The sequence below is a fragment of the Ornithinimicrobium kibberense genome (assembly GCF_006519705.1).
Lineage (GTDB): Bacteria > Actinomycetota > Actinomycetes > Actinomycetales > Dermatophilaceae > Ornithinicoccus > Ornithinicoccus kibberensis.
The window spans coordinates 23,359-45,673 of record NZ_VFXM01000013.1 but is presented as its reverse complement, the minus strand read 5'-3'; the positions used below and the strand labels follow the sequence as shown (position 1 = coordinate 45,673).

At 74.4% G+C, this 22,315-nt stretch carries 22 protein-coding genes; 17 read left to right on the top strand and 5 right to left on the bottom strand.

The window, feature by feature from the left end:
* Positions 1 to 21: 21 nt before the first annotated feature.
* From FJR00_RS12010 to FJR00_RS11985, 6 genes are read left to right on the top strand one after another with little or no spacing between them, the layout of a single operon-like run.
* Positions 22 to 549 carry a SixA phosphatase family protein gene (locus FJR00_RS12010; RefSeq protein WP_141338958.1) on the top strand — a complete coding sequence of 176 codons (528 nt, stop codon included), beginning with the start codon at positions 22 to 24 and terminating at the stop codon, positions 547 to 549.
* Positions 550 to 554: 5 nt separating this feature from the next.
* Positions 555 to 1,358, top strand: coding sequence for a deoxyribonuclease IV (locus FJR00_RS12005; RefSeq protein ID WP_141338957.1), 804 nt, complete (start codon positions 555 to 557; stop codon positions 1,356 to 1,358).
* Between the two features lie 16 nt (positions 1,359 to 1,374).
* Complete coding sequence (locus FJR00_RS12000; RefSeq protein WP_141338956.1) at positions 1,375 to 2,301, top strand: ABC transporter ATP-binding protein; 927 nt, start codon at positions 1,375 to 1,377, stop codon at positions 2,299 to 2,301.
* On the top strand, positions 2,294 to 3,190 hold the full coding sequence (locus FJR00_RS11995) for an ABC transporter permease (protein ID WP_238330466.1): 897 nt from the start codon (positions 2,294 to 2,296) through the stop codon (positions 3,188 to 3,190). The genes FJR00_RS12000 and FJR00_RS11995 overlap by 8 nt, the downstream gene beginning before the upstream one ends.
* The gene (locus FJR00_RS11990; RefSeq protein WP_141338955.1) at positions 3,187 to 4,023 is read left to right on the top strand and encodes an ABC transporter permease; all 837 of its coding nucleotides are present in this window, start codon (positions 3,187 to 3,189) and stop codon (positions 4,021 to 4,023) included. The genes FJR00_RS11995 and FJR00_RS11990 overlap by 4 nt, the downstream gene beginning before the upstream one ends.
* Before the next feature lie 43 nt (positions 4,024 to 4,066).
* Positions 4,067 to 4,945 (top strand): ketol-acid reductoisomerase, encoded by an 879-nt coding sequence (locus FJR00_RS11985; RefSeq protein WP_141338954.1) that lies wholly within the window; start codon positions 4,067 to 4,069, stop codon positions 4,943 to 4,945.
* Here the strand turns inward: FJR00_RS11985 and FJR00_RS11980 are convergent.
* Positions 4,942 to 6,066, bottom strand: coding sequence for a winged helix DNA-binding domain-containing protein (locus FJR00_RS11980; RefSeq protein WP_141338953.1), 1,125 nt, complete (start codon positions 6,064 to 6,066; stop codon positions 4,942 to 4,944). The genes FJR00_RS11985 and FJR00_RS11980 overlap by 4 nt on opposite strands.
* Positions 6,067 to 6,125: 59 nt before the next feature.
* Here FJR00_RS11980 and FJR00_RS11975 point away from each other — a divergent pair, with 59 nt between their 5' ends.
* Complete coding sequence (locus FJR00_RS11975; RefSeq protein WP_075957383.1) at positions 6,126 to 7,226, top strand: branched-chain amino acid aminotransferase; 1,101 nt, start codon at positions 6,126 to 6,128, stop codon at positions 7,224 to 7,226.
* On the opposite strand, the gene FJR00_RS11970 is transcribed toward FJR00_RS11975, so the two are convergent.
* The gene (locus FJR00_RS11970; RefSeq protein WP_141338952.1) at positions 7,211 to 8,098 is read right to left on the bottom strand and encodes a 3-methyladenine DNA glycosylase; all 888 of its coding nucleotides are present in this window, start codon (positions 8,096 to 8,098) and stop codon (positions 7,211 to 7,213) included. The genes FJR00_RS11975 and FJR00_RS11970 overlap by 16 nt on opposite strands.
* A 149-nt stretch (positions 8,099 to 8,247) precedes the next feature.
* Here FJR00_RS11970 and FJR00_RS11965 point away from each other — a divergent pair, with 149 nt between their 5' ends.
* Genes FJR00_RS11965 through murI form a run of 3 tightly spaced genes read left to right on the top strand, consistent with a single transcriptional unit; the run spans position 8,248 to position 11,534 of the window.
* Positions 8,248 to 9,831, top strand: a complete 1,584-nt coding sequence (locus tag FJR00_RS11965; RefSeq protein WP_141338951.1) for an HNH endonuclease — start codon at positions 8,248 to 8,250, stop codon at positions 9,829 to 9,831.
* A 31-nt stretch (positions 9,832 to 9,862) separates the two neighbouring features.
* On the top strand, positions 9,863 to 10,702 hold the full coding sequence (locus FJR00_RS11960) for a fumarylacetoacetate hydrolase family protein (protein ID WP_141338950.1): 840 nt from the start codon (positions 9,863 to 9,865) through the stop codon (positions 10,700 to 10,702).
* A gap of 7 nt (positions 10,703 to 10,709) precedes the next feature.
* Positions 10,710 to 11,534 (top strand): glutamate racemase, encoded by an 825-nt coding sequence (murI, locus tag FJR00_RS11955; protein ID WP_075957381.1) that lies wholly within the window; start codon positions 10,710 to 10,712, stop codon positions 11,532 to 11,534.
* A gap of 64 nt (positions 11,535 to 11,598) precedes the next feature.
* Here murI and FJR00_RS11950 read toward each other — a convergent pair whose 3' ends face one another.
* Genes FJR00_RS11950 through FJR00_RS11940 form a run of 3 tightly spaced genes read right to left on the bottom strand, consistent with a single transcriptional unit; the run spans position 11,599 to position 15,621 of the window.
* The gene (locus FJR00_RS11950) at positions 11,599 to 12,234 is read right to left on the bottom strand and encodes a response regulator (RefSeq protein WP_238330465.1); all 636 of its coding nucleotides are present in this window, start codon (positions 12,232 to 12,234) and stop codon (positions 11,599 to 11,601) included.
* Entirely contained in the window at positions 12,231 to 13,505 is a 1,275-nt protein-coding gene (locus FJR00_RS11945; protein ID WP_238330464.1) for a sensor histidine kinase, read from the bottom strand. The genes FJR00_RS11950 and FJR00_RS11945 overlap by 4 nt, the downstream gene beginning before the upstream one ends.
* A 4-nt stretch (positions 13,506 to 13,509) precedes the next feature.
* Positions 13,510 to 15,621: an MMPL family transporter gene (locus tag FJR00_RS11940; protein ID WP_141338949.1), complete on the bottom strand. Its 2,112-nt coding sequence runs from the start codon at positions 15,619 to 15,621 to the stop codon at positions 13,510 to 13,512.
* A gap of 175 nt (positions 15,622 to 15,796) precedes the next feature.
* Between FJR00_RS11940 and FJR00_RS11935 the strand changes: the two genes are divergently transcribed.
* The 7 genes from FJR00_RS11935 (at position 15,797) to rdgB (ending at position 22,302) form a co-directional block, all read left to right on the top strand.
* Positions 15,797 to 17,206 carry a hemolysin family protein gene (locus FJR00_RS11935; protein ID WP_141338948.1) on the top strand — a complete coding sequence of 470 codons (1,410 nt, stop codon included), beginning with the start codon at positions 15,797 to 15,799 and terminating at the stop codon, positions 17,204 to 17,206.
* Positions 17,203 to 18,222, top strand: coding sequence for a hemolysin family protein (locus FJR00_RS11930; RefSeq protein ID WP_141338947.1), 1,020 nt, complete (start codon positions 17,203 to 17,205; stop codon positions 18,220 to 18,222). The genes FJR00_RS11935 and FJR00_RS11930 overlap by 4 nt, the downstream gene beginning before the upstream one ends.
* Before the next feature lie 54 nt (positions 18,223 to 18,276).
* Positions 18,277 to 19,044, top strand: coding sequence for an MBL fold metallo-hydrolase (locus FJR00_RS11925; protein WP_141338946.1), 768 nt, complete (start codon positions 18,277 to 18,279; stop codon positions 19,042 to 19,044).
* Complete coding sequence (locus FJR00_RS11920) at positions 19,041 to 19,337, top strand: hypothetical protein (protein WP_141338945.1); 297 nt, start codon at positions 19,041 to 19,043, stop codon at positions 19,335 to 19,337. The genes FJR00_RS11925 and FJR00_RS11920 overlap by 4 nt, the downstream gene beginning before the upstream one ends.
* A gap of 112 nt (positions 19,338 to 19,449) precedes the next feature.
* Entirely contained in the window at positions 19,450 to 20,736 is a 1,287-nt protein-coding gene (locus tag FJR00_RS11915) for a mechanosensitive ion channel (protein WP_141338944.1), read from the top strand.
* A gap of 115 nt (positions 20,737 to 20,851) precedes the next feature.
* Positions 20,852 to 21,652, top strand: a complete 801-nt coding sequence (gene rph, locus FJR00_RS11910; protein ID WP_141338943.1) for a ribonuclease PH — start codon at positions 20,852 to 20,854, stop codon at positions 21,650 to 21,652.
* Positions 21,649 to 22,302 carry an RdgB/HAM1 family non-canonical purine NTP pyrophosphatase gene (gene rdgB / locus FJR00_RS11905; protein ID WP_202876663.1) on the top strand — a complete coding sequence of 218 codons (654 nt, stop codon included), beginning with the start codon at positions 21,649 to 21,651 and terminating at the stop codon, positions 22,300 to 22,302. Before rph ends, rdgB begins: the two co-directional genes overlap by 4 nt.
* The last annotated feature ends 13 nt before the right edge of the window (positions 22,303 to 22,315 follow it).

The window sequence follows — 22,315 nt, the reverse complement described above, 5'->3', positions numbered from 1 at the left end:
GGGTTCGGTACGGTCGCTGCCATGCCCCGCACCCTCGTCGTCATCCGGCACGCCAAGGCCGAGCACGGCAACCCCGGGGGTGACCACGAACGGACGCTGGCGCCCCAGGGCGTCGAGGACGCCGGCGCGCTGGGCCGGTGGCTGGCGGGTGAGGGGCTGCTGCCCGATCTCGTCCTCGTCTCCACCGCCGCCCGCACCCGCCGGACCGCCGAGCTGGCACTGCGGGGTGCCGGGCTCGACCCCGCGCAGGTGCCGACCTGGCCCTCCCGGGCCGTCTACGACGGCGGGGTGGACGCGACCCTGGCGGCCGTGCAGGAGGCCGACGACGACGCGACCACCGTGTGGCTGGTCGGGCACCAGCCGGTCGTCGCCACCCTCACCCTCGAGCTGGCCCAGCCGCACCGTGGCGACCACGCGATCGTCGAGGCGGTCGGGGCCGGCTTCCCCACGTCGGCGGCCGCCGTCCTGCACACCGACGTCGGGTCGTGGTCCGAGTTGGTTCCGGGGAGGGCGCGCCTCGTGGGCCTCCGCCCGCGGAACCTAGGCTGAGCCACATGACGATCAGGATCGGTGCGCACGTCGACCAGACCGACCCGGTGGCGGAGGCGCAGGCCCGCGGCACCACGCTCGTGCAGCACTTCCTCGGCGACCCGCAGAGCTACAAGGGGCCCCAGGTGCTCTACCCCGGTGGGGCGGAGGCGCTCCGCGCCGCGGCGGGGGAGGCGGGGGTCGACCTCTACGTGCACGCGCCCTACATGATCAACGTGGCCTCCACGAACAACCGCATCCGCATCCCCAGCCGCAAGCTGCTCCAGCAGCACATGGACGCCGCCGCCGAGATCGGCGCCCAGGGTCTGGTCGTCCACGGCGGCCACGTGGGCGACGCGGACGACCCCGCCAAGGGCTTCGACAACTGGCGCAAGGCGGTCGAGGCCACCGACATCAAGGTCCCGCTCCTGCTCGAGAACACCGCCGGGGGCGGGAACGCGATGGCCCGCCGGCTCGACCGGATCGCCCTGCTCTGGGAGGCGGTCCAGCAGGCCGAGGGCGCGCAGGACGTGGGCTTCTGCCTCGACACCTGTCACGCCTGGGCCGGGGGCATCCCCCTGACCGAGGTGGTCGGGCGGATCCGGGAGATCACCGGCCGGATCGACCTGGTGCACCTCAACGACAGCCGGGACGACTTCGACTCCGGGGCCGACCGGCACGCCAACCTCGGGTCCGGGCGGATCGACCCCGACGAGCTGGTGGCCGTCGTCCGCGAGGCGGGGGCGCCGGTGATCAGCGAGACGCCCGGCGGGGCGGCCCAGCACCGGGCCGAGGCCCTCTGGGTGCAGCAGGAGCTCGCCAAGAACTGACGTAGCATCCTGCGACGTGACCGAGCCGGTGATCAGCGCGCAGGGGCTGCGCAAGGAGTACGGGGACTTCGTGGCCGTCGACGGGATCGACTTCGAGGTGCACCCGGGGGAGAGCTTCGGCCTGCTCGGGCCCAACGGGGCCGGGAAGTCGACGACCATGCGGATGATCGGCGGCACCCTCGACCGCACCGGCGGGCAGCTGCGCGTGCTCGGGCTGGACCCGGGCCGGCAGGGCCCCGAGGTCCGCGCCCACCTGGGCGTGGTGCCGCAGCAGGACAACCTCGACGAGGAGCTGCGGGTCCGCGAGAACATCGTCATGTACGGCCGCTACTTCGGCCTGCCCCGCTCCTACCTCGGCCCCAAGGCCGACGAGCTGCTCGCCTTCGCCCAGCTGGAGGCCAAGGCCAGGGAGAAGGTGGACAACCTCTCCGGGGGTATGAAGCGCCGCCTCACCATCGCGCGGGGCCTGGTCAACGAGCCGCGCATCCTCCTGCTCGACGAGCCGACCACCGGGCTGGACCCGCAGGCCCGGCACGTGCTGTGGGACCGGCTGTTCCGCCTCAAGGAGGCCGGCACCACCCTGGTGGTCACGACCCACTTCATGGACGAGGCCGAGCAGCTGTGCGACCGGCTCATCGTCGTCGACCACGGCCGGATCATGGCCGAGGGCTCGCCCCGGCAGCTCATCCGGGAGCACTCCACCCGGGAGGTCGTCGAGGTCCGGTTCGGGTCGCAGCGCAACGCCCAGGTCGTCGCCGACCTCGAGGGGGTCGGGACGCGCAACGAGGTCCTGCCCGACCGCATCCTCGTCTACACCGACGACGGCGAGGCGGCCCTGGAGGAGATCTCCCGGCGCGGCCTGCACCCGATCACCTCGCTGGTGCGCCGGTCGTCCCTGGAGGACGTCTTCCTCCGGCTGACCGGGAGGACGCTCGTTGACTGACCACCAGCCGCGTCCGACCGCCGCGCAGGCCGTCGTGGACGCGGACACCAACGCGCTCGCCTACTCCGGCCGGGCGCCCGGGCACGGGGTGATGGCGGCCCGGGCCCGGGCCCGCGGCGTCTGGTACTACGCCGAGACGGTGCTGCGGGGCATGCGGGCCTACTTCTGGCCGATCCTGCTCTACTCCGTGGGCCAGCCGCTCATCTACATGGTCGCCCTGGGCATCGGGCTCGGCACGCTCGTGCAGCAGGGGGCGGGCAGCGTCGACGGGGTCGACTACCTGACCTTCGTCGCGCCCGCGCTCCTCGTCTCCACCGTCGTCATGTCCGTCACGGCCGAGATGACCTACCCGGTCATGGCCGGCTTCAAGTGGCAGCGGCTCTACCACGCGCCGGCGGCCAGTCCGCTCGAGCCGGGCCAGGTCGCCCTGGGCCACCTGGTGGCCGTGGTCATCCGGTTCGTGCTCCAGTCCCTGGTCTTCTGGCTGGTCATGCTGGCCTTCGGGGCCGCGCCGAGCGGCTGGGCGCAGTCGCTGCTGGTGGTGCCGGTCGGGGTGCTCACCGCCACCGCGTTCGGCGCCCCGCTCCAGGCCTACGCCGCCACGCTGCGGGACGAGGGCTTCCAGTTCGCCTTCATCCAGCGCTTCGTCGTCATGCCGATGTTCCTCTTCGCCGGCACCTTCTTCCCCCTGTCCGTGCTGCCGACCTACCTGCACTGGATCGGGTGGATCTCCCCGGTCTGGCACGGCACCGAGCTGGCGCGGCTGGCCAGCTACGGCGCACCGGTGTCCCCGCTGATGCTCGTCGTCCACCTGGGCTTCCTGCTCGCGCTGACCGTCGGCGGCGTGCTGGCCGGCGTCCGCGTCTACACCCGGAGGCTGCACTCGTGAGCGCGACCCCGGCCCCGGCCCCGGCCCCACCGCATACCCCCGGTCCCCGTCCCTTCCGGTCCCTCTCCTCGGGCAACATCGGCGCGGTCCTGGAGCGCGGCTTCACCGTCATCCGCAACCAGAACTGGATGATCCTGGTCTCCGGGTTCTTCGAGCCGGTCCTCTACCTGCTGGCCATGGGCGTGGGGATGGGCGGCCTGGTGGGCGAGGTCGTCGGGCCGGGCGGGCAGCCGATCTCCTACGCCGCCTACATCGCGCCGGCCCTGCTGGCCACCTCGGCGATGAACGGCGCGATCTACGACTCCACCTGGAACGTCTTCTTCAAGCTGCGGTTCGCCAAGCTCTACCAGGCCATGCTGCAGACCAGCCTCGGCCCGCTGGACGTGGCTGCGGGGGAGATCCTCATGGCCCTGTTCCGGGGCTTCGTCTACGCGGTGGGCTTCCTCGGGGTGCTCGCGCTGATGGGCCTGGTGACCAGCTGGTGGGCGCTCCTCATGGTGCCGGTGGCCGTCCTCGTGGCGCTCGGGTTCGCCGCGCTGGGGATGGGGATCACCAGCTTCATGCGGACCTTCCAGCAGATGGACCTCATCAACTTCGCCATGCTGCCGATGTTCCTGTTCTCGGCCACGCTCTACCCGATCACCGTCTACCCCGAGCCGGTGCAGTGGTTCGTCATGGCCATGCCGCTGTGGCACGCGGTGGAGCTGATGCGGCAGCTGTCGGTGGGCCATCTGGGGCTGGTGACGCTCGTGCACGTCGGCTACTTCCTGGCGATGACGGGCGTCGGGATGTGGCTGACGACCGTGCGGCTGCGGGCGCTCTTCCTGCGGTGAGGTCCGGCGGGAGGGTGTCCTCGGTGCTCACTAGGCTGGGCGCATGACCTCCGTGCTCGACCCCGACTCCGCCGACCTGACGCTCCTGCAGGACCGGCAGGTGGCCGTCCTGGGGTTCGACGCCGTGGCGGCCGCGCACGCCCTGAACCTGCGAGACAGCGGGGTCGACGTCTGGGTGGGGACGGCGCCGGACAGCCGCGGGGCGGCGCGCGCGGAGATGGAGGGGCTGGCGGTCGCCACGCCCGAGGACGCGGTGCAGAGGTGCGACATCGTGCTCGTGCCCACGGGCGGCGACTCCGGCGAGCACGACCTCACGGGCGTCCAGCGGCTGCTCACCGCGCACACCGAGCCGGGCGACCTCGTGGTCGTCACCTCGGCCGAGCCGGTCGTCTCCGGGGAGCTGGCCGTCCCCGAGGGCGTCGACCTGGCCATGCTGCGCGCCGTCGGCGACGGGGACCGGGTGCGCGAGGAGTACCTCGACGGCCGCGGCTGCCCCGCCCTCGTCGCGGTCGGCCGGGACGGCAGCGGCGCCGCCTGGGCCACGCTCACCGCCTACGCCGCCGCGATGGGGTCGCTCCGCTCGGGTGCGGTCGTCACCACCCTGGAGCACCAGGCCACCGCCTGGAGGTATGCCGAGGAGCAGGTCCACGCACCCCTCCAGCGGGCGGTGGAGGAGGCGTTCGAGGAGCTCGTGCGGCAGGGGGTCGAGGAGGAGGTCGCCTACCTCGCGGTGGTCCACGAGCTGCGGACCCGGGTCGAGCAGATCACCCAGGCCGGCTTCGCCACCCAGCACGGCCCGGACGGACGCCCCGGGCACGACCCGGCCGCCGGGGCGACCAGCCGGCGTGCCGCCGCCCGGGCGGCCCACCCCATCGAGCACGTCGGCCGACGGGTGCGGGCGATGATGAGCTGGATCCGCTAGCCGGTCGCCACGGACACCTTCCCCGCCAGCCCGAGGAACGCGGCATACCTCTGCGCAGCCTCCTCCACGGCGGCGACCTCAGCTGCCGCCAGGGCCCGGTGGGGGGACACCTCGAAGCGGACCGTCGAGGCGGTGCGCCGGTCGCGCCAGGAGGCGACCAGCTGCCCGTCCAGGAGCACCATGCCCAGCGACCGTTCGCGGCCGCGCGGCACGACACCCCGCTCGTCCAGCAGCCAGCGCGACTCCTGGAAGCCGCGGTAGGTCTCGTCGAGGACCTGCAGCAGGTGGGCGCGGGGCTGGGCCGGCTCGTCCGCGGGCGGCTCGTCGAGGTGCCAGTAGGCGCGACCGTCCACCTCCGTGCGGCGCAGGTCGCCGGCCTCGAGCGCGGTCCGCGCCTCCGTCGGGCGCAGCGTGGCCCAGTAGGCCAGGTCGCCCGCGGTGGCGGGCCCGTGGCCCGCCACGTAGCGCCGGGCCACCCATGCGCCCAGCTCCGCGCGGTCCACCTCGTCGGCGGGGACCCGGGCGCGGACGACCTGGCCCCAGGTCGACCAGGTGTGCTCGCCGCCCCGGGGCGGTCCGCCGACGACGAGCCGGTCGGCCTCGGCCACCTGCAGCAGGGTGCCCAGGACCTGACCGCGCAGGTCGTCCGCGAGGTCCGGCAGCCGTGCGGCGAGCCCGGCGGCGACCTCCGGACGCGTCCGTGCGGGCGACTCCTCGAGCAGGTCCAGGAGCGCCCCGGTCAGCCGCTCGACGTCGCGCACCGGCACGCCGAGGTCGGTGGTGAGCATGCGCAGGGAGACCGTGCGGATCGACGGGCCGGTGAGCGCGAGCAGCCGGTCGGCGTCGTCGCGGGCCACGTAGTGCCAGGTCGGCCGGAGCACGTGGGTGCGCAGCACACGGCCCGAGGCCAGCAGCTGGGTCAGGTCGTCCGGATCCCTCCGCGTGGTGCGGGACGCGACCGCCCACGCCGTCCGGGCGGGGTTCTCGGCCTGCACGGCCAGCAGATGGTCCACGACCGCGGCGGCGTCGTCCGCGTGCGGCCCGGTCAGCCGCTGGGTGCGCAGCCGCCAGCGCGCGAGGGCGGACCCGGGCGGCGCGGTGGAACCGGTGCGGCGCGGCATACCGGCAGGGTAGCCAGGCCGGGCACCGGGTGCCGGGACGGGCGACTACGCTGCGTGCCATGACCACGACGACGACGTCCACGGCCTTCACCGTCACCGAGCGCGAGCAGCGCCGCTCGCCGGAGGAGATCGGCGCGATCCTGGAGAACCCCGGTTTCGGCAACGTGTTCACCGAGCACATGGCCATGATCGAGTGGGACAAGGGCCAGGGCTGGCACGACGCCCGCGTCGCGCCCTACGGCCCCATCCCGCTGGACCCGTCGGCGGCGGTCTTCCACTACGGCCAGGAGATCTTCGAAGGGCTCAAGGCCTACCGCCACGAGGACGGGACGGTGTGGACCTTCCGGCCCGAGCGCAACGCCGAGCGGCTCAACGCCTCGGCCCGTCGGCTGGCGCTCCCCGAGCTGCCGCCGACGATGTTCCTCGACGCGATCAAGGAGGTCGTCCGGCTGGACCAGGCGTGGGTGCCCCCGGCGGGTTCGGGGGAGACCTCGCTCTACATCCGCCCGTTCATGATCGCCACAGAGGAGGCGCTGGGCGTCCGGCCGAGCAACCGGGCCCTGTTCTCGGTCATCTGCTCCCCGGCGGGGGCCTACTTCGCCGGCGGGCTGAAGCCGGTGAGCCTGTGGGTCAGCGAGAAGTACGTCCGGGCGGCCCCCGGCGGGACCGGTGCCGCCAAGTGCGGCGGCAACTACGCGGCCTCCCTGGCGTCCCAGGCCGAGGGCATCGAGAACGGCTGCGACCAGGTCGTCTTCCTCGACGCGCAGGAGCACCTCGCCGTCGAGGAGCTGGGCGGGATGAACCTGTTCTTCGTCTACGCCGACGGACGCATCGTCACCCCCGAGCTGACCGGGACGATCCTGCCGGGCGTGACCCGCTCGTCGCTGATCGAGCTCGCCCGCGAGCGGGGCCTGACGGTGGAGGAGCGCCGGTTCACCATCGACGAGTGGCGCGACGGCGTCGCCTCCGGGCAGATCAGCGAGGTGTTCGCCTGCGGCACGGCCGCGGTCATCACCCCCGTGGGCCGGCTGGCCTGGAACGGTGGCGAGCTGACCATGCCCGACACCCACGAGGTCAGCCTGTCGCTGCGCCAGGAGCTGCTCGACATCCAGTACGGCCGCGCCGAGGACCGGCACGGCTGGCTCTACCAGCTGGTCTGAGCGGACCCGGGGGCCGCGAGCTGTTCACGGGCCCCGTCCTCCGCGAGCGTGTCGAGCACGGCCAGGAGCCGGCGCCGCAGCGCGTTGGACCGCGTCGTGAAGCCGCGCTGGGCGGCGACGTACTCCGCCTTGCCCTCGGCCGTCTCGATCCGCACCGGTGCGTAGCCCAGCTCCCGCAGGTCGTACGGCGCCGCCCGCATGTCCAGCTCCCGCACGTCCCGCGCCAGCAGGAAGGCGTCCAGGGTCAGCTCGCTCGGCACCGCCGGGGCCAGCTTGAAGCACCACTTGTAGACGTCCATCGCCGCGTGCAGGCAGCCGGGCTGCTCCAGGTCGCGCTGGCCCTCGCGGGTCGGGGACAGCGTGTTGCGACCGGCCGCCTCGGGCGTGAAGAACCGGAACGCGTCGTGGTGGCTGCACGTGATCGTGTGCGACTCCACGACCGCGTCGGTGCCCTCGCGGCCCAGCCGCAGCTCCTCCTCGCCGGCACGGTAGACCATCGCCCACTCGTGCAGGCCGAAGCAGCCGAACCGTCCCGGTCGGGACAGGGTGGCCGAGACCAGATCACGCACGAACTCCACCGTCCGGCCGCGCCGGGCGAGGAAAGCAGGGACGTCGAGGTATGCCGTGCCGCCGGCCTGGGCGTAGGACGTCCACCCGGCCCGGTCGGCGGCGCCCTCCAGGGCGACCCCGGGGCCGGGGTGCCAGCGGGCGAGCTGGGCGGGGCGGAAGGCGTAGTACTCCCAGAGGAAGTCGTCGACCGGGTGCCGGAGGCCCGCCACCCTGCGGGCGAGCCGGTCGGCGGTCAGCTGCTCGACCGCAGCCGCGTGCTCGGCCGCGCGGCGACGCCATACCTGCTCGGGAAGGACCTCCACGACGTCCAAGGGTAGGGCCGGGCTGCTCCGCGGAGCAGCCCGTCGCGGCGCGGGGTCGGTGAGGAACGGCCGGTGGCGGGTCTGTCGGTGGCCCGTCCTAGCGTGCTCCGCACGAGCCGGGAGGGGCCCGGGCTCGGGGAGGAGGGGAGATGTCCGTGGGGGACGACGAGGTGGCTGCGCCTGGCGGGGCGGTCCGCGAGCCCGGCGACGGTGAGGGGTCGGACGCAGCAGGGCCGGGGCCGACGCGGGAGGGACACCTGACGCCTGACGACCTGGACGCCCTGGGGGACGAGATCGCCCAGCTGGCCGGGCAGATCGCGGCGGCGACCGCGCGGTTCCTGGCGCTGCTGGGCCGGTTCGACGAGCAGGGCGGATGGGCGGGACCGGGGATCCGGAGCCTGGCGCACTGGCTGTCCTGGCGCGCGGGGATGAGCCTGCGCACGGCGCGCGACCACGTCCGGGTCGCCCGCTCGCTCCGCTCGTTGCCGCAGACCGCCCAGGCGTTCGGCAAGGGCGAGCTGTCCTACTCCAAGGTGCGGGCGATCAGCCGGGTCGCGACCCAGGAGACCGAGCCCGAGCTGGTCGCGCTGGCCAGGAACGCGCCGGCGGCCCACGTGGAGCGGATCACCGCGGGACTGCGCACGGTGGCGGCCGAGGAGGAGCGCCGGCAGGAGCGGAGCAGCCGCCCCGACCCGGAGCCCGGTCAGCCGCCGCGCCCGTCCGACCCGCCGCCGCAGTCCCTGCAGTGGCGCTGGGACGAGGACAGCGGCGACCTCGTCGTCTGGGGCCGGTTCGGGCCGGCGGACGGACGCCGGCTGCTGGCCGCCCTGACCCGGTCGGAGCTGGAGCGGATCCGCACGGTGGTCCACGAGCCCGGCGAGGTGCCCGACCCGGAGGTCGACCCGGACGCCGGTGATGAGGCCCACCCCGAGGAGCCGCACGAGGAGTCGGTGGACCGCACGGCACCGCCCCCGGGACAGGCCGGTCCGGCCCTCCTCGCACTGGCGGAGATCGGCCTGAGCGCCCAGGAGGCACCGGTGCTGGCGTCCTCGGCCGAGGTGGTCTTCGTCCACCGGCAGGATCCGGGCGGCGGGGAGGACTGCTCCGCGGAGCAGCAGCCGGGGGTCGTCGCACCCGACGACGGGCCGGCGCTCGACGACGGCACGGCCGAGGAGGTGCTCTGCGGGGCCGACAGCCGGTGCGTCCTGCGCGACGCGGAGGGGGCCGTGCTGGCCTTCGGGCGACGACGACGCCGCTTCTCCACGGCTCAGCTCAAGGCCCTGCGGCTGCGCGACGGCGGCTGCCGGACCCCGGGCTGCGGGCGCACGAGGTTCCTGCACGCCCACCACGTGGTGTTCTGGTCCCGCGGAGGGGCCACCGACCTCGACAACGCGGTGCTGCTGTGCGGGGCCTGCCACCGGGCCGTCCACCTGGGACAGCTTGTGGTGAGGGCCCTGGGCCGGCAGCGGTTCGAGTTCCGCGACGCCGGGGGAGAGGTGCTGGTGCCCGCCCCGCCGATGTTCGGCCGGGCCGATGCGATCCTCGCCCACCGGACCATCACCCCCCGCACCGTGACCGGCGGCTGGGGCGGCGAACCGCTGGACAACAGCCTCGTCACGAGCATGCTCATCGCCCAGTGGCGTGTCAGCGGCCGACGGTTCGGCCCGTTCGACCCCACCCCGCCCTGGACCGACCTCGACGCACCCTCGTGGGAGGGCAGGAGCGCCGCGTGAGGGCGGGCGCGCACCGCATACCCTGTGCACCATGCGCATCTGCCGATTCACCGCCGGTGACGACCCCCGCTTCGGACTTGTGGACGGGGCGGGCGAGAAGATCGCCGAGATCTCCGGCGACCCGCTCTACACGCGGATCGAGCTGACCGGCGAGACCCACCTCGTCGAGGACGTCCGGCTCCTCGCCCCGGTCATCCCGCGGAGCAAGGTCGTGGCGATCGGGCGCAACTACGCCGACCACGCCCGGGAGATGGGCAACGAGCTGCCCGACGAGCCGATGATGTTCTTCATCCCCAACACCTCCGTCTGCGGACCCGGGGACCCGGTGGTGATCCCGGCCTTCGCCCGCGAGATCTCCTACGAGGGTGAGCTGGCCGTCGTGATCGGCCGGCTGTGCAAGGACGTGCGGGCCGAGGACGCTGCCTCCGTCGTCTTCGGCTACACGGTCGCCAACGACGTCACCGCGCGGGACCTGCAACGGGGTGACAACCAGTGGGCCCGCGCCAAGGGGATGGACACCTTCACCCCACTCGGGCCGTGGATCGAGACCGACCTGGACGTCGCCGACCTGAGCATCGTCACGACCGTCGACGGGGAGGTCCGCCAGGACGGCACCACCGCCGACCTGCACTTCGGCATCGGCGAGCTCATCGCGCACGCGTCGGCAGCCTTCACCCTCCTTCCGGGGGACGTGCTGCTCACCGGCACGCCCGCCGGGGTCGGTCCGATCACCCCCGGCCAGCGCTGCGAGGTGACCATCGAGGGGATCGGCGTGCTGGCCAACCCGTTCGTCGCCGCCGACCCGCACGAGGGGTCCGGGGGTTCCGAGGGGTCCGACGGGACCGGCGGGTCCGACACCCCACGAGGCTGAGCGGCGCATGACCGACGCCCCCATCGGCGTCTTCGACTCCGGCTTCGGCGGGCTGACCGTCGCCCGGGAGATCCTCGACCAGCTGCCCCAGGAGTCGATCCTCTACCTCGGGGACACCGCCCGCACCCCCTACGGTCCGCGGCCGATCGCCGAGGTCCGGCAGTTCGCCCTCGAGTGCCTCGACCGGTTGGTGGCCCACGGGGTCAAGGCCCTGGTCATCGCCTGCAACAGCGCCTCCGCCGCTGTCCTGGCCGATGCCCGGGAGCGGTACGACGTCCCCGTCGTCGAGGTCATCCGGCCGGCGGTCCGCCGGGCGATGGCGGTGACCCGCTCGGGACGGATCGGGGTGATCTCCACCCAGGCCACGCACCAGTCGCGGGCCTACCTGGACGCCTTCGTCGCCGCGCCCCCCGACGTCGACGTGACCTCCCAGCCGTGCCCCCGCTTCGTCGAGCTGGTCGAGGCCGGGATCACCAGCGGGCCGGAGGTGATCGAGACGGCGCGGGGCTACCTGGCGCCCCTGCAGGACAAGGGGGTGGACACCCTGATCCTGGGCTGCACGCACTACCCCCTGCTGACCTCGGCGCTGCAGTACGTCCTCGGCGAGGAGGTCACCCTGGTCTCGTCGGCCGCGGCCACGGCCGCCGACCTCTTCCGCGTGCTCACCGACGGCGACCTGCTCGCCCCGGCCGACAACGAGCCGCAGCACCAGTGGCTGACGACGGGGGACCCGCACGGGTTCACCTTCCTGGCGCGGCGGTTCCTGGGCCCGGAGGTGGACCAGGTGCACCGGGCGTTCGTGGGCCGCGAGGACGAGGTGACCACCGGCTGACCGGCGTGCGCCGACCGACGTGGGCCAAGCCGTGCTGGCGGCCAGGTCTGCACCCGGCAGACCGTCAGCCGATCAGTCCCGCGGCGCGGGCGGCGGCGACGGCCGCCGTCCGGCTGTCCACCCCCAGCTTGCCGAAGACGTGGTTCAGGTGCGTCTTGACGGTGGCCTCGCTCACCACCAGCCGACGGGCGATGCCCCGGTTGGACAACCCCTCCGCGACGAGCTGCAGCACCTCCCGCTCCCGACCCGAGAGCTCGGCCCGCCGGACCCGCATGGTCTGCACGACCCGCTGCGTCAGCTCGGGGCCGAGCACCGACCCGCCACGGCCGGCCGTCTCGATCGTCGCCACGAGCACGGCGGGCTGGGCGTCTTTGAGAAGGTAGCCCGCGGCACCGGCCTCCACCGCCCGCACCAGGTCCGCGTCGTGGTCGTAGGTGGTCAGGATGAGCACGGCCGGCGGGGACGAGCGGGCACGGAGGGCGCGCGTGACCGCGACGCCGTCGGGCCCCTGCCCCAGGCGCAGGTCGCAGAGCACGACATCCGGACGCAGCGCGGCGGCCTGGTCGATCGCAGCATGCCCGTCCGCGGCCTCGCCCACCACCTCCAGGGTGGGCTGCACCGACAGCAGTGCGGTCAGCCCCGCCCGGACGACGGGATGGTCGTCGACGACCAGGACCCGCACCCCCTTCGTGGCGCTCACCAGGACCTCCTCGGAGCCCTGCCCGTCCCACGGGGCACGTGGGCGCTCACGGCGGTGCCACGGCCGGGCCCGGACTCCACCTCGAGGTCCCCGCCGAGCTCGCGGAGCCGTTCCCGCGCCGCCCGCAGCCCGTAGCCCCCGCGGGACGGCGTCTCCCGGCGCGCCCCGGTCTCCTCCCCGGGGACGAATCCCCGTCCGTCGTCGACGACGTCCAGCCGCACCGACTCCCCGGCCTCGGCGAGGGTGAGGACCACCCGGTGGGCGGACGCGTGCTGCCGGACGTTGGCCAGCGCCGTCTGCGCCGTGCGCAGCAGCGTCACCTCCAGCGGTGGGGGGAGGCCGCCGACGTCACCGTCGACCCGCACCTGCGCCTCGACCCCCGTCTCGTCCTCGAACCTGCCGGCGATCCGGCGGACCGCGTCGGTCAGGCCGGACTCCAGCGGTGCGGGCGCGAGGGCACCGACGACCCGACGGGCCTCGTCGAGGTGGTCGGCGGCGCTGGCCCCGATCTGGTCGAGCAGGCGACGCTGCCCCACCGGGTCGTCCGTGGCCGTCCCCGCCCGCGCCAGCAGCAGGATGGAGGAGAACCCCTGCGCGAGCGTGTCGTGGATGTCCCGCGACAGCCGGGTCCGCTCGGCGAGGACCCCGGCCTCGCGCTGCGCCTGGGCCAGCTCGGCGTGCAGTTCCTCGGCCTCCTCCTGGGCCGCGACGAGCGAGGCGATCAGGCGTCGGCGTTCGGCGTTGTCCCGCACGAGCGCCTGCAGGCCACGGGACAGGGCCAGGGCGAAGAGGGCCCCGACAGAGGGGCCGACGACGGCTGCGGTGCTCCACCCCTCGGCGTGCCCTCCCCGCGCGACGACGACGACCAGGACCAGCAGGCCGAGGACCACGGCCCCGCGCAGCGGCAGCAGGTGGCCGGCCAGCAGCCACACCGAGAACGCCACCCACACCAGGTCCGGGGAGACGGCCGTGGCCACCAGCCAGCAGGCCACCAGGCCCAGCAGCCACCAGCCGCCCGCCCTCAGACCCCCGTCGGTGCGGCCGGACGACCTCGGCCCCGGCTCCCGCAGCCGCACGGAGGCGGCCCGGGCGCCGACGGCATACCAGAGCAGCAGCGCCGCGCTCGCGAGCAGCAGCGGCAGGGGCGCCGTCCCCGTGGCCAGCGCCCGGGCCACGCCCACGACGACGAGCACGACCAGCAGGAGGTGCTGGACCAGCACGAGGCGGCGGACCATCCCGGCCTGGTCGCTCTCCCGGTCCGCCGTGCTCACGGGGTCATCGTGCCAGCACGGGGGAACGCAGCCGCCCGCCGTCCTGGGCGCGCACCTCCCCGTCCGCCGGCGCCGGGTGGGCCGGCCACCAGAAGCGGTCCCCCAGCAGCGTGACCACGGCCGGGACGAGCAGGGTCCGGACCAGCATGGTGTCCACGACCACCCCCAGCCCCACGATCAGCCCGAGCTGACCGAGGGTCACGAGCGGCAGGACGCCCAGCGCCGCGAAGACGCCCGCCAGCACGATCCCCGCGCTCGTGATGACCCCTCCGGTCGTGGCGACCCCGCGCACGACCGCCGCCCGCGTCCCCAGCCCGGGCACCTCGGAGCGCACCCGGTGGACCAGGAAGATCGTGTAGTCGATCCCCAGCGCGACGAGGAAGAGGAAGGCGAGCAGCGGCACCGAGGTGTCCAGGGCCTCGAACCCCAGGAACGTCCGGCCGAGCCACGCGCCCGCGCCGATCGTCGCCAGGGTGCTCACGACGTTGACGGCCAGCAGCACCAGCGGCGCCACGAGCGAGCGGAGCAGCAGCGCCAGGACCGCCGCCACGACGGCCAGCACGAGGGGTGCCACCAGGAGCAGGTCCGCGCGGGCCCCGTCCCGGGCGTCCACCTCGGTCGCGGGCGCGCCGCCGACGAGGACAGGGGTCCCGGGTATGCCGTCCGCCGCGGCCCGCAGGTCCGTCACCAGGTCGCGCTCCGCGGAGGAACCGGGTGCTGCGTCGGAGACGACGGACAGGGTCGCCACGTCGCCCGCCGAGGTGGCGCCGGAGGGGCCGGGAGCGACCGAGACGACCCCGGGCACGGTGTCGACGGCCCGGGTCACGGCGTCGACCTGCTCCGGTGCGGCGAGGACGACCACCGGCTGGGCCGCGCCCGCCGGGAAGTGCTCGGACAGCGTCGTCAGCGCCTCCACCGACTCGGCGGCGACCCGGAAGCGTTCGGTCTGGGTCAGACCGACCTGGGTGCCGAGGAGCCCTGACGCCATCACCGCAAGGAGCGCGCTCCCGGCGGTCAGCACCCGCCACGGCCGTCGCACGACCGCACCGGCGACACGCCCCCAGGGGTCGGTCCGTGGCCCGCGGTCGGCGCCGGGCCGGGGGACGAACGGCCAGAAGACGCCGCGGCCGACCACGGCCAGGGCCGGGGGCAGCACGACCAGGGCGGCCACGAGGGCCACGAGCAGCCCGAGGGCCGCCGCGACGCCCAGGCCACGGGTGCCGGGTACGGAGGCCAGCGCCAGGGTGGCCAGGGCCAGGACGACGGAGACGTTGCTGGCCAGGATGGCCGGCAGGGTGCCGCGCCAGGCGACGCGCAGCGCCTGCCGGTGGTCCTCGTGGACCCGCAGCTCCTCGCGGTAGCGCGAGATGAGCAGCAGCGCGTAGTTGGCGCCCGCACCGAACACCAGCACGCTGATGATGCCGGCGTCGAAGGTCAGGCCCAGCCACCGACCCAGCGACGTCGTCGTCACCGCGGCCACCTGGTCGGCCAGACCCACCACCGTGATGGGGACGAGCCACAGCACGGGGGAGCGGTAGGTCAGCAGGAGCAGCAGACCGACCACGGCGACCGTGACGAGCAGCAGCCGGACGTCGGCCCCGTCGAAGGAGGCGGCCAGGTCGGCGGCGACCGCCGGCCCGCCCGTCGTCCGGGCCCGCAGGTCCTCCGGAAGCTCCGCGGAGACCGCGGCACGGACCTCGTCGACGACCGCGCGCGTGACGTCGGTGCCGTCCTCCCCCTGGACGGACACGGGTACCCGCAGCAGGGCGGCCCGGCCGTCCTGGCTCGGGACCGGCCCGGCGACCTGCTCCCCGGCCGCCACCGGCAGGAGGGCCCCCATCCGGCCGAGCGCCGCATGGTCGTCCGTGGCGAGGGGCCCGCCGTCCTCGTGGGTGACCACGACGACGAGCTGCCCCAGGTCGCTGCCGGGCAGCTCGGCTAGCAGGTCGGCGACCTGCGCGGACTCGGAGCCGGTGGGGGCGGGGCGGTGGTCGTCGGCGAGCTCTCCGCCCCGGAGGCCGCCGATCAGGCCGACGGCGACGAGCAGGGCGAGAAGGAGGGTTACCGGTGCGTCGAGGGGGCCGGTGAGGGGACGGAGAGGGGGACGTCGAGGCATGTCTCGACGGTATGGACGGAGGCACGGCCGCGGCCGCCCCGCGACCTCCACCCTTCGGTTGATCCGGGGCCGGTAGCCTGGGACCACCGCCGGCGCAGCGCCGGCGGCCGACCGTGGGAGGGACCTCGGTGACAGCGCACGCCGCGACCGCCGGCCGGGCCAGGAGCCTCCTGCCGTGACCGGGGCGATCCTGCTCCTGCTCGTCGGCATCGCGGCGATCCTGCTCATCATCGCGGCGAACGGCTACTTCGTGGCCCAGGAGTTCGCCTACATGTCGGTCGACCGCAACCGGCTGGCCGCCCAGGCCAGGTCCGGGGACGCGGCGGCGGAGCGCGCGCTGAAGGTCACCGGCCGCACCTCGTTCATGCTCTCCGGCGCCCAGCTGGGGATCACCGTGACCGGCCTGCTCATCGGCTACGTCGCCGAGCCGCTCGTGGGGCAGGCCCTGGGCACCCTGCTCGGGGGCGTGGGCGTGCCCGCGGCCGTCAGCATCTCGGTGGGCACGGTGGCCGCGCTGGCCGTGGCCACCGTGGTCCAGATGCTCTTCGGCGAGCTCTACCCCAAGAACCTCGCGATCGCCAACGCCGGCCCGATGGCCCGCTGGCTGGCCCGCTCCACGCTCATCTACCTGGCCGTCTTCGGCTGGCTGATCAGCTTCTTCGACAAGTCGGCCAACCTGCTCCTGCGGGCCGTGGGGATCGAGCCGATCCACGACCTCGACACCACCGCCACCGCGGAGGACCTGGGCCGGATCGTCTCGGACTCGCGCGAGAGCGGCGACCTGCCCGAGGAGCTGTCCATGCTGCTGGACCGCATCCTCGACTTCCCGGACCAGGACGTCGAGCACGCGATGATCCCCCGGGCCAAGGTGGACACGGTCGGGCCCGGGACCACCGTGGGCGAGGTGCGGGAGCTCATGGCGCGGGCGCACACCCGGTACCCCGTCGTCGACGACGCGGGTGAGCCGGTGGGCGTCGTCCAGCTCGTGGACGTCCTCCGGGGCCGGCCCGACCCGGCGGCACCGGTCTCGGACGTCATGCGTCCCGCCGTCGTCGTGCCCACCCTCATGCCGCTGCCGAACGCCGTCGACGAGCTGGCCGGCGCCGGCCAGCAGATGGCCTGCGTCATCGACGAGTACGGCGGCTTCGCGGGGGTGCTGACGATGGAGGACCTGGCCGAGGAGCTCGTCGGCGAGATCACCGACGAGCACGACGAGGCCACCCCCGAGCTCATCGTCGGCCAGGAGGACGAGGGCTGGCGGATGGACGGCGACGTGCACCTCGACGAGGTCGAACGGGCCGTCGGCCACCGCCTGCCCCAGGGCGACTTCGAGACGATCGCGGGCCTGGTCATCGCCGAGACGGGGGACCTCCCGGAGGAGGGCCGCGTGGTGACGGTCGGCCTGCCGGCGGACCCGGCCGAGGTGGTCTCGGACGAGCCCGTCTCCCGGGCGCTTGAGATCGAGGTCCTCGAGGTGGCCCGGCACGTCCCCAGCGAGGTGCGGGTCCGGCTCATCACCCGGGAGCTGGGGGAGCAGGAGGGCCCCGACGGCCCCGACGGCACCGACGAGGAGGACGACCGATGACCAACCCCTGGGTCGTGCTCCTGGCCACCGTCCTGCTCATCGTCCTGAGCGCCTTCTTCGTCGTCATCGAGTTCGCCCTGCTCGGCGCACGCCGCCACCGTCTCGAGGCCGAGGCGGTGACCTCCCGGTCCGCCCGTGCGGCCCTGCGCGGGATCGACGAGCTCACGCTCATGCTGGCCGGCGCCCAGCTGGGCATCACGGCGGCCACCTTCGCCCTGGGGGCGATCACCAAGCCGGCCGTCGACAGCTGGCTGGGCCCGGCCCTGCAGGCCCTCGGCGTCCCCGGCTGGCTCGCCGGCGGCACCTCCTTCGCGCTGTCGCTGCTGCTCGTGACCTTCCTGCACCTCGTCGTGGGCGAGATGGCCCCCAAGTCGTGGGCCATCGCCCACCCCGAGCTGGCCGCGAAGCTCGTCGGCATCCCCGGGCGGGCCTTCGTCACCGTGGTCCGGCCCCTCCTCGTCGGGGTGAACTCCCTGGCCAACCGGCTGGTGCGGGCCAGCGGCGTGACCCCCGTCGACCGCGCCGCCGTGGGCGGCCGGGACGCCGAGACCATCCGGCACCTCGTCGAGCAGTCCGCCGCGCACGGCGTCCTGGAAGAGTCCTTCCAGAGCCAGATCTCCGACGTCCTCGAGCTCGAGCGGCTCACCGTCGGCGAGCTGGTGCCCCAGGACCAGGAGACGGTCGCCGTCGGCGTGGACGCCACCGTGGACGAGGTCCAGGAGGCCGCCGCCCGCAGCGGGCACCTGCGGATCCTGCTGGCCACCCCGGACGGGGGGCTGCCGGGGGTCGTGCACGTGCGCGACACCCTCACCCAGGAGGGCGGGCACCCCGTCCGGGCCACGGCGCGACCGGCCTTCGTGCTCGCTCCGGACGTCCCGGTCTACGAGGCGCTGCGCCGGATGCGGGAGAGCGCCGAGCAGCTCGCGGTCGTCGCGGACGGCAGCGACGTCGTCGGCCTGGTCAGCGTCGCCGACATCCTCCGTCGCGTGCTGCCCGGGCCGCGGGCCGACGTCTGAGGTCGTGACGTCCGGCACGGGACACGGACCACGCCGGGCGGGCACGATGGGGCCATGGACCTGACGATCGTCGGCTGCACCGGCTCGCTGCCGGGCCCCGCCTCGCCGGCCAGCTGCTACCTGGTGCGGACCCGGGCTGAGGGACGCACCTGGCAGCTGCTCCTCGACCTGGGGCCGGGCGCCCTCGGCGCCCTGCAGCGGCATACCGACCCCGTGCGGCTGGACGCGGTAGTCCTGTCCCACCTGCACCCGGACCACTGCCTCGACCTGACCGGGCTGCGCGTGCTCCGGGCCTACGGGCCGTCCCCGGCGGGCGAGGACCTCACCGTCCACGCACCCGCGGGGGCGGCGGAGCGGATGGCCCGGGCCTACGGGGTCGCCGGACCCGAGCCGCTGAAGGGGATGGCCTTCGTCGACCTCGTCGACGGACGGTCGTTCACCGTCGGCCCGTTCACCGTCACGCCCTACGCCGTCCTGCACCCGGTGCCGGCCTACGGGCTGCGGGTCGAGGCCGACGGCCAGGTGCTCGCCTACACCGGTGACACCGACACCTGCCCGGGGCTGTCGCCCCTGATGGCCGACGCCGACCTCGTCCTGTCCGAGGCGTCCTACCTCGAGGGGCGGGACACCGGTCGGGGCGTCCACCTCACCGCCCGGCGCGCCGCGCAGGCCGCCCGGGACGCCGGCGCCCGCCGGCTGGTGCTCACCCACCTGCCCCCCTGGACCGACCCGCAGGAGGCGCGCGCGGAGGCGGCCCAGGTCTGGCCCGGCGAGGTGGAGCTGGCCGTCCCGGACGCGACCCTCCCGGTGGGCCCGACGTGACGGGGCGCGACGTCCGGGGGTGGGCGGAGGGCCGTCGCCGGACCGTCGGGTTCGTCGGTGCCGTCCTGGCACTGGCGATGGCCACCCTCTGGACGGTGGTGGTGCCCGACCGCGCCACCGAGGTCGACGGGGTCCGGCAGCTGGCGGTGCGGTGGGGGCACCCGCTGTGCTGGGTGCTCCTGGCTCTCGCCGGGGTGCTGTATGCAGTCCGGGCCCCGGCCGCGTGGGTGGCCGGCGTCACCTGGGCGGCGCTCGCGGCATACCTGCTGTTCCTCGGGGCGACGGTCCTCTGACCTGCGCCTACGGGGCCAACGCCCCGTCCACCTCCCAGGATTCTTCCAGAGTTGCTACCGTTACGGGAGTGACGTAAGTCACTGTCCGTGCTGTCTCGTGCAAGGAGCAACCATGAACGCCTGGCGTGACTACGACTGGGTGGGGCTGGCCGAGAAGGCCCTTCTCGCCCTGCTGATCCTCGTCGCGACCTGGATCCTGGCCAAGGCCGTCCAGTGGGCCATCACCAAGCTCGTCGCCAAGCTCGACTTCTTCCAGCGTGAGGCCCGGGACGGGGAGTCCCTGGGCCAGGCCGTCGGCAAGATCGGGTCGCTGCTCGTCTGGCTGCTGGGCCTGATCGCGATCCTGCAGGTCTTCGCCCTCGACCAGGTCCTGGCTCCCGTCCAGGGCATGCTGGGCGACATCCTCGGCTACCTGCCGAACATCATCGGTGCCGGCTTCGTCTTCTTCATCGGCTGGATCATCGCCAAGATCGTCAAGCAGATCACCGAGACCGCGCTCGACTCCGCCGGCTTCGACCGGGCCGTCGCCCGCCTGGGCGACCGCGCCTCCGCCGAGACCGGGGGCCGGCCGGCCACCGCCACCGCCGGCGACGGGGCCACCGCCACGGTCACCACCACCGACGACGCGGCCGGCTCCGGGTCCGGGACCCGCCTGTCCACCGTCGTGGCCAACCTGCTGTTCGCGGTCATCCTCATCGTGGTCACCATCGCCGCCCTGCAGATCCTGGGCATCTCGGCCATCTCCGACCCGGCCGAGCAGATGCTCACGGTCATCCTGGACGCGATCCCGCGGATCATCGCCGCGGCCATCCTGCTGGGCCTGGGCTACGTCATCGCCCGCTTCGCGGCCCAGCTGCTGGAGACCACCCTGCGCGGGCTGGGCACCGACCGGGCGGTCGCCGAGCTGGGCGCCGTCCCGGAGGGTCGCAGCGCCTCCTCGATCATCGCCCGCGTCGCCCAGATCGCCATCCTGCTGTTCTTCGCGGTCATGGCGGCCCGGGTCCTGGAGTTCCCGGAGGTCACCGACATCCTCGAGGAGATCCTCGCCCTCGGCGGGCGGGTCATCTTCGGCGGCGCGATCATCGCGGCCGGCGTCTTCATCGCCAACCTGCTGCGCCGCACGATGGGCACCGGCACGGCCACCACGGTCGTCTACTGGGCCACGATCGCGTTGTTCGTGGCGATGGGCCTGAAGTACATGGGCATCGCCGACTCGATCATCAACCTGGCCTTCGGCGCCGTCGTCGTCGGCGCCGCGGCAGCCGCGGCCCTGGCCTACGGCCTGGGCGGTCGCGACGCCGCTGCGCGCTCGCTGAAGAAGGTGGAGGCCAAGGCGCAGGAGCCCTCGGGCGACCCGGCCCCCACGAGCTCCACCCCCGGGAGCGGTCCGCAGGTCTGAGGACGTCTCCCGACGACCCGGCGCGCCCCTGACCTCGACGAGGTCCGGGGCGCGCCGCCGTCGCGGGCCCCCGTCCCCTGCTCCCGCCCGCCGGCGCGAGGCATACGCTGGCCCCATGACCACCGGAACCCGCCACGACGGCCGCGCCCCCGACGAGCTGCGGGAGATCAGGATCACCCGCAACTGGCTCGACCACGCCGAGGGCAGCGTCCTCGTCGAGTTCGGCCGCACCCGCGTCCTGTGCGCCGCGTCCTTCACCGAGGGCGTCCCGCGCTGGCGCCGCGGCAGCGGCAAGGGCTGGACCACCGCGGAGTACGCCATGCTCCCGCGCGCCACCCACACCCGCTCCGAGCGCGAGTCCGTCAAGGGCCGCATCGGCGGGCGGACCCACGAGATCAGCCGGCTCGTGGGACGGTCCCTGCGGGCGGTCGTGGACCTGGAGGCGCTCGGCGAGAACACCATCCAGATCGACTGCGACGTGCTCCAGGCCGACGGCGGCACCCGCACCGCCGCGATCACCGGCGCGTTCGTGGCTCTCGTGGACGCCGTCGAGTCGGCCCGGTCCCAGGGGCTGATCAAGGCCTCGGCCGAGCCGGTGGTCGGCTCGGTCTGCGCGGTGAGCGTCGGCGTCGTGGACGGCGAGCCGGTCCTCGACCTCGACTACGAGGAGGACGTCACCGCCGACACCGACATGAACGTCGTCATGACCGGGGACGGCCGCTACGTCGAGGTCCAGGGCACCGCCGAGGGGGTCCCCTTCGACCGTGAGCTGCTGGACGCGCTGCTCGACGTCGCCGCGGAGGGCTGCGCCGAGCTGACCGCGCGCCAGCAGGCCGCCTTCGGCGCCGACGACATGGGCGGCGCGGACTCCCACGAGGTCGGCGCCGACGTCGACCAGGGCCCTCCGACCTGGTGACCGGCACGGACCGTCGCCTCGTGCTGGCGACCCGCAACCCCGCCAAGGTCGTCGAGCTGCGGGAGATCCTCGCCGAGGCCCTCGCCGGGACCGGCCTGGAGCTGGTCGGCCTGGACGCCTTCGCCGGGCTCGAGGACGTCGTGGAGTCGGGCGTCACCTTCGCCGACAACGCCCTGCTCAAGGCCAGGTATGCCGCGCGCGCCACCGGCCTCCCGGCGCTCGCGGACGACTCGGGCCTGGCCGTGGACGTGCTCGGCGGCGCACCAGGGGTCTTCTCGGCCCGGTGGGCGGGGCCGTTGGCCGAGGCCGCCGGCACCTCGCGGGACGAGGCCAACAACGCCCTCCTGCTCGCCCAGCTCGCCGACGTGCCGGACGAGCACCGCGGAGCCGGCTTCGTGTGCGCCGCGGCGCTGGTCGTCCCGGGGGAGGGCCCCGGGTCCGTCGGCCGCGAGGTGGTGCGCGAGGGGCACTGCCGGGGCACCCTGGCCCGATCCCCGCGTGGCGACGGCGGCTTCGGCTACGACCCGCTGCTGGTCCGGCCCGACGGGCGCACCCTGGCCGAGCACTCCGCGGCGGAGAAGAACGCCGTCTCCCACCGCGGGCAGGCCTTCCGGGCGCTGTCCGAGGACCTGCAGACCCTGTCGCCGTAGGGTCGGGGCCCGC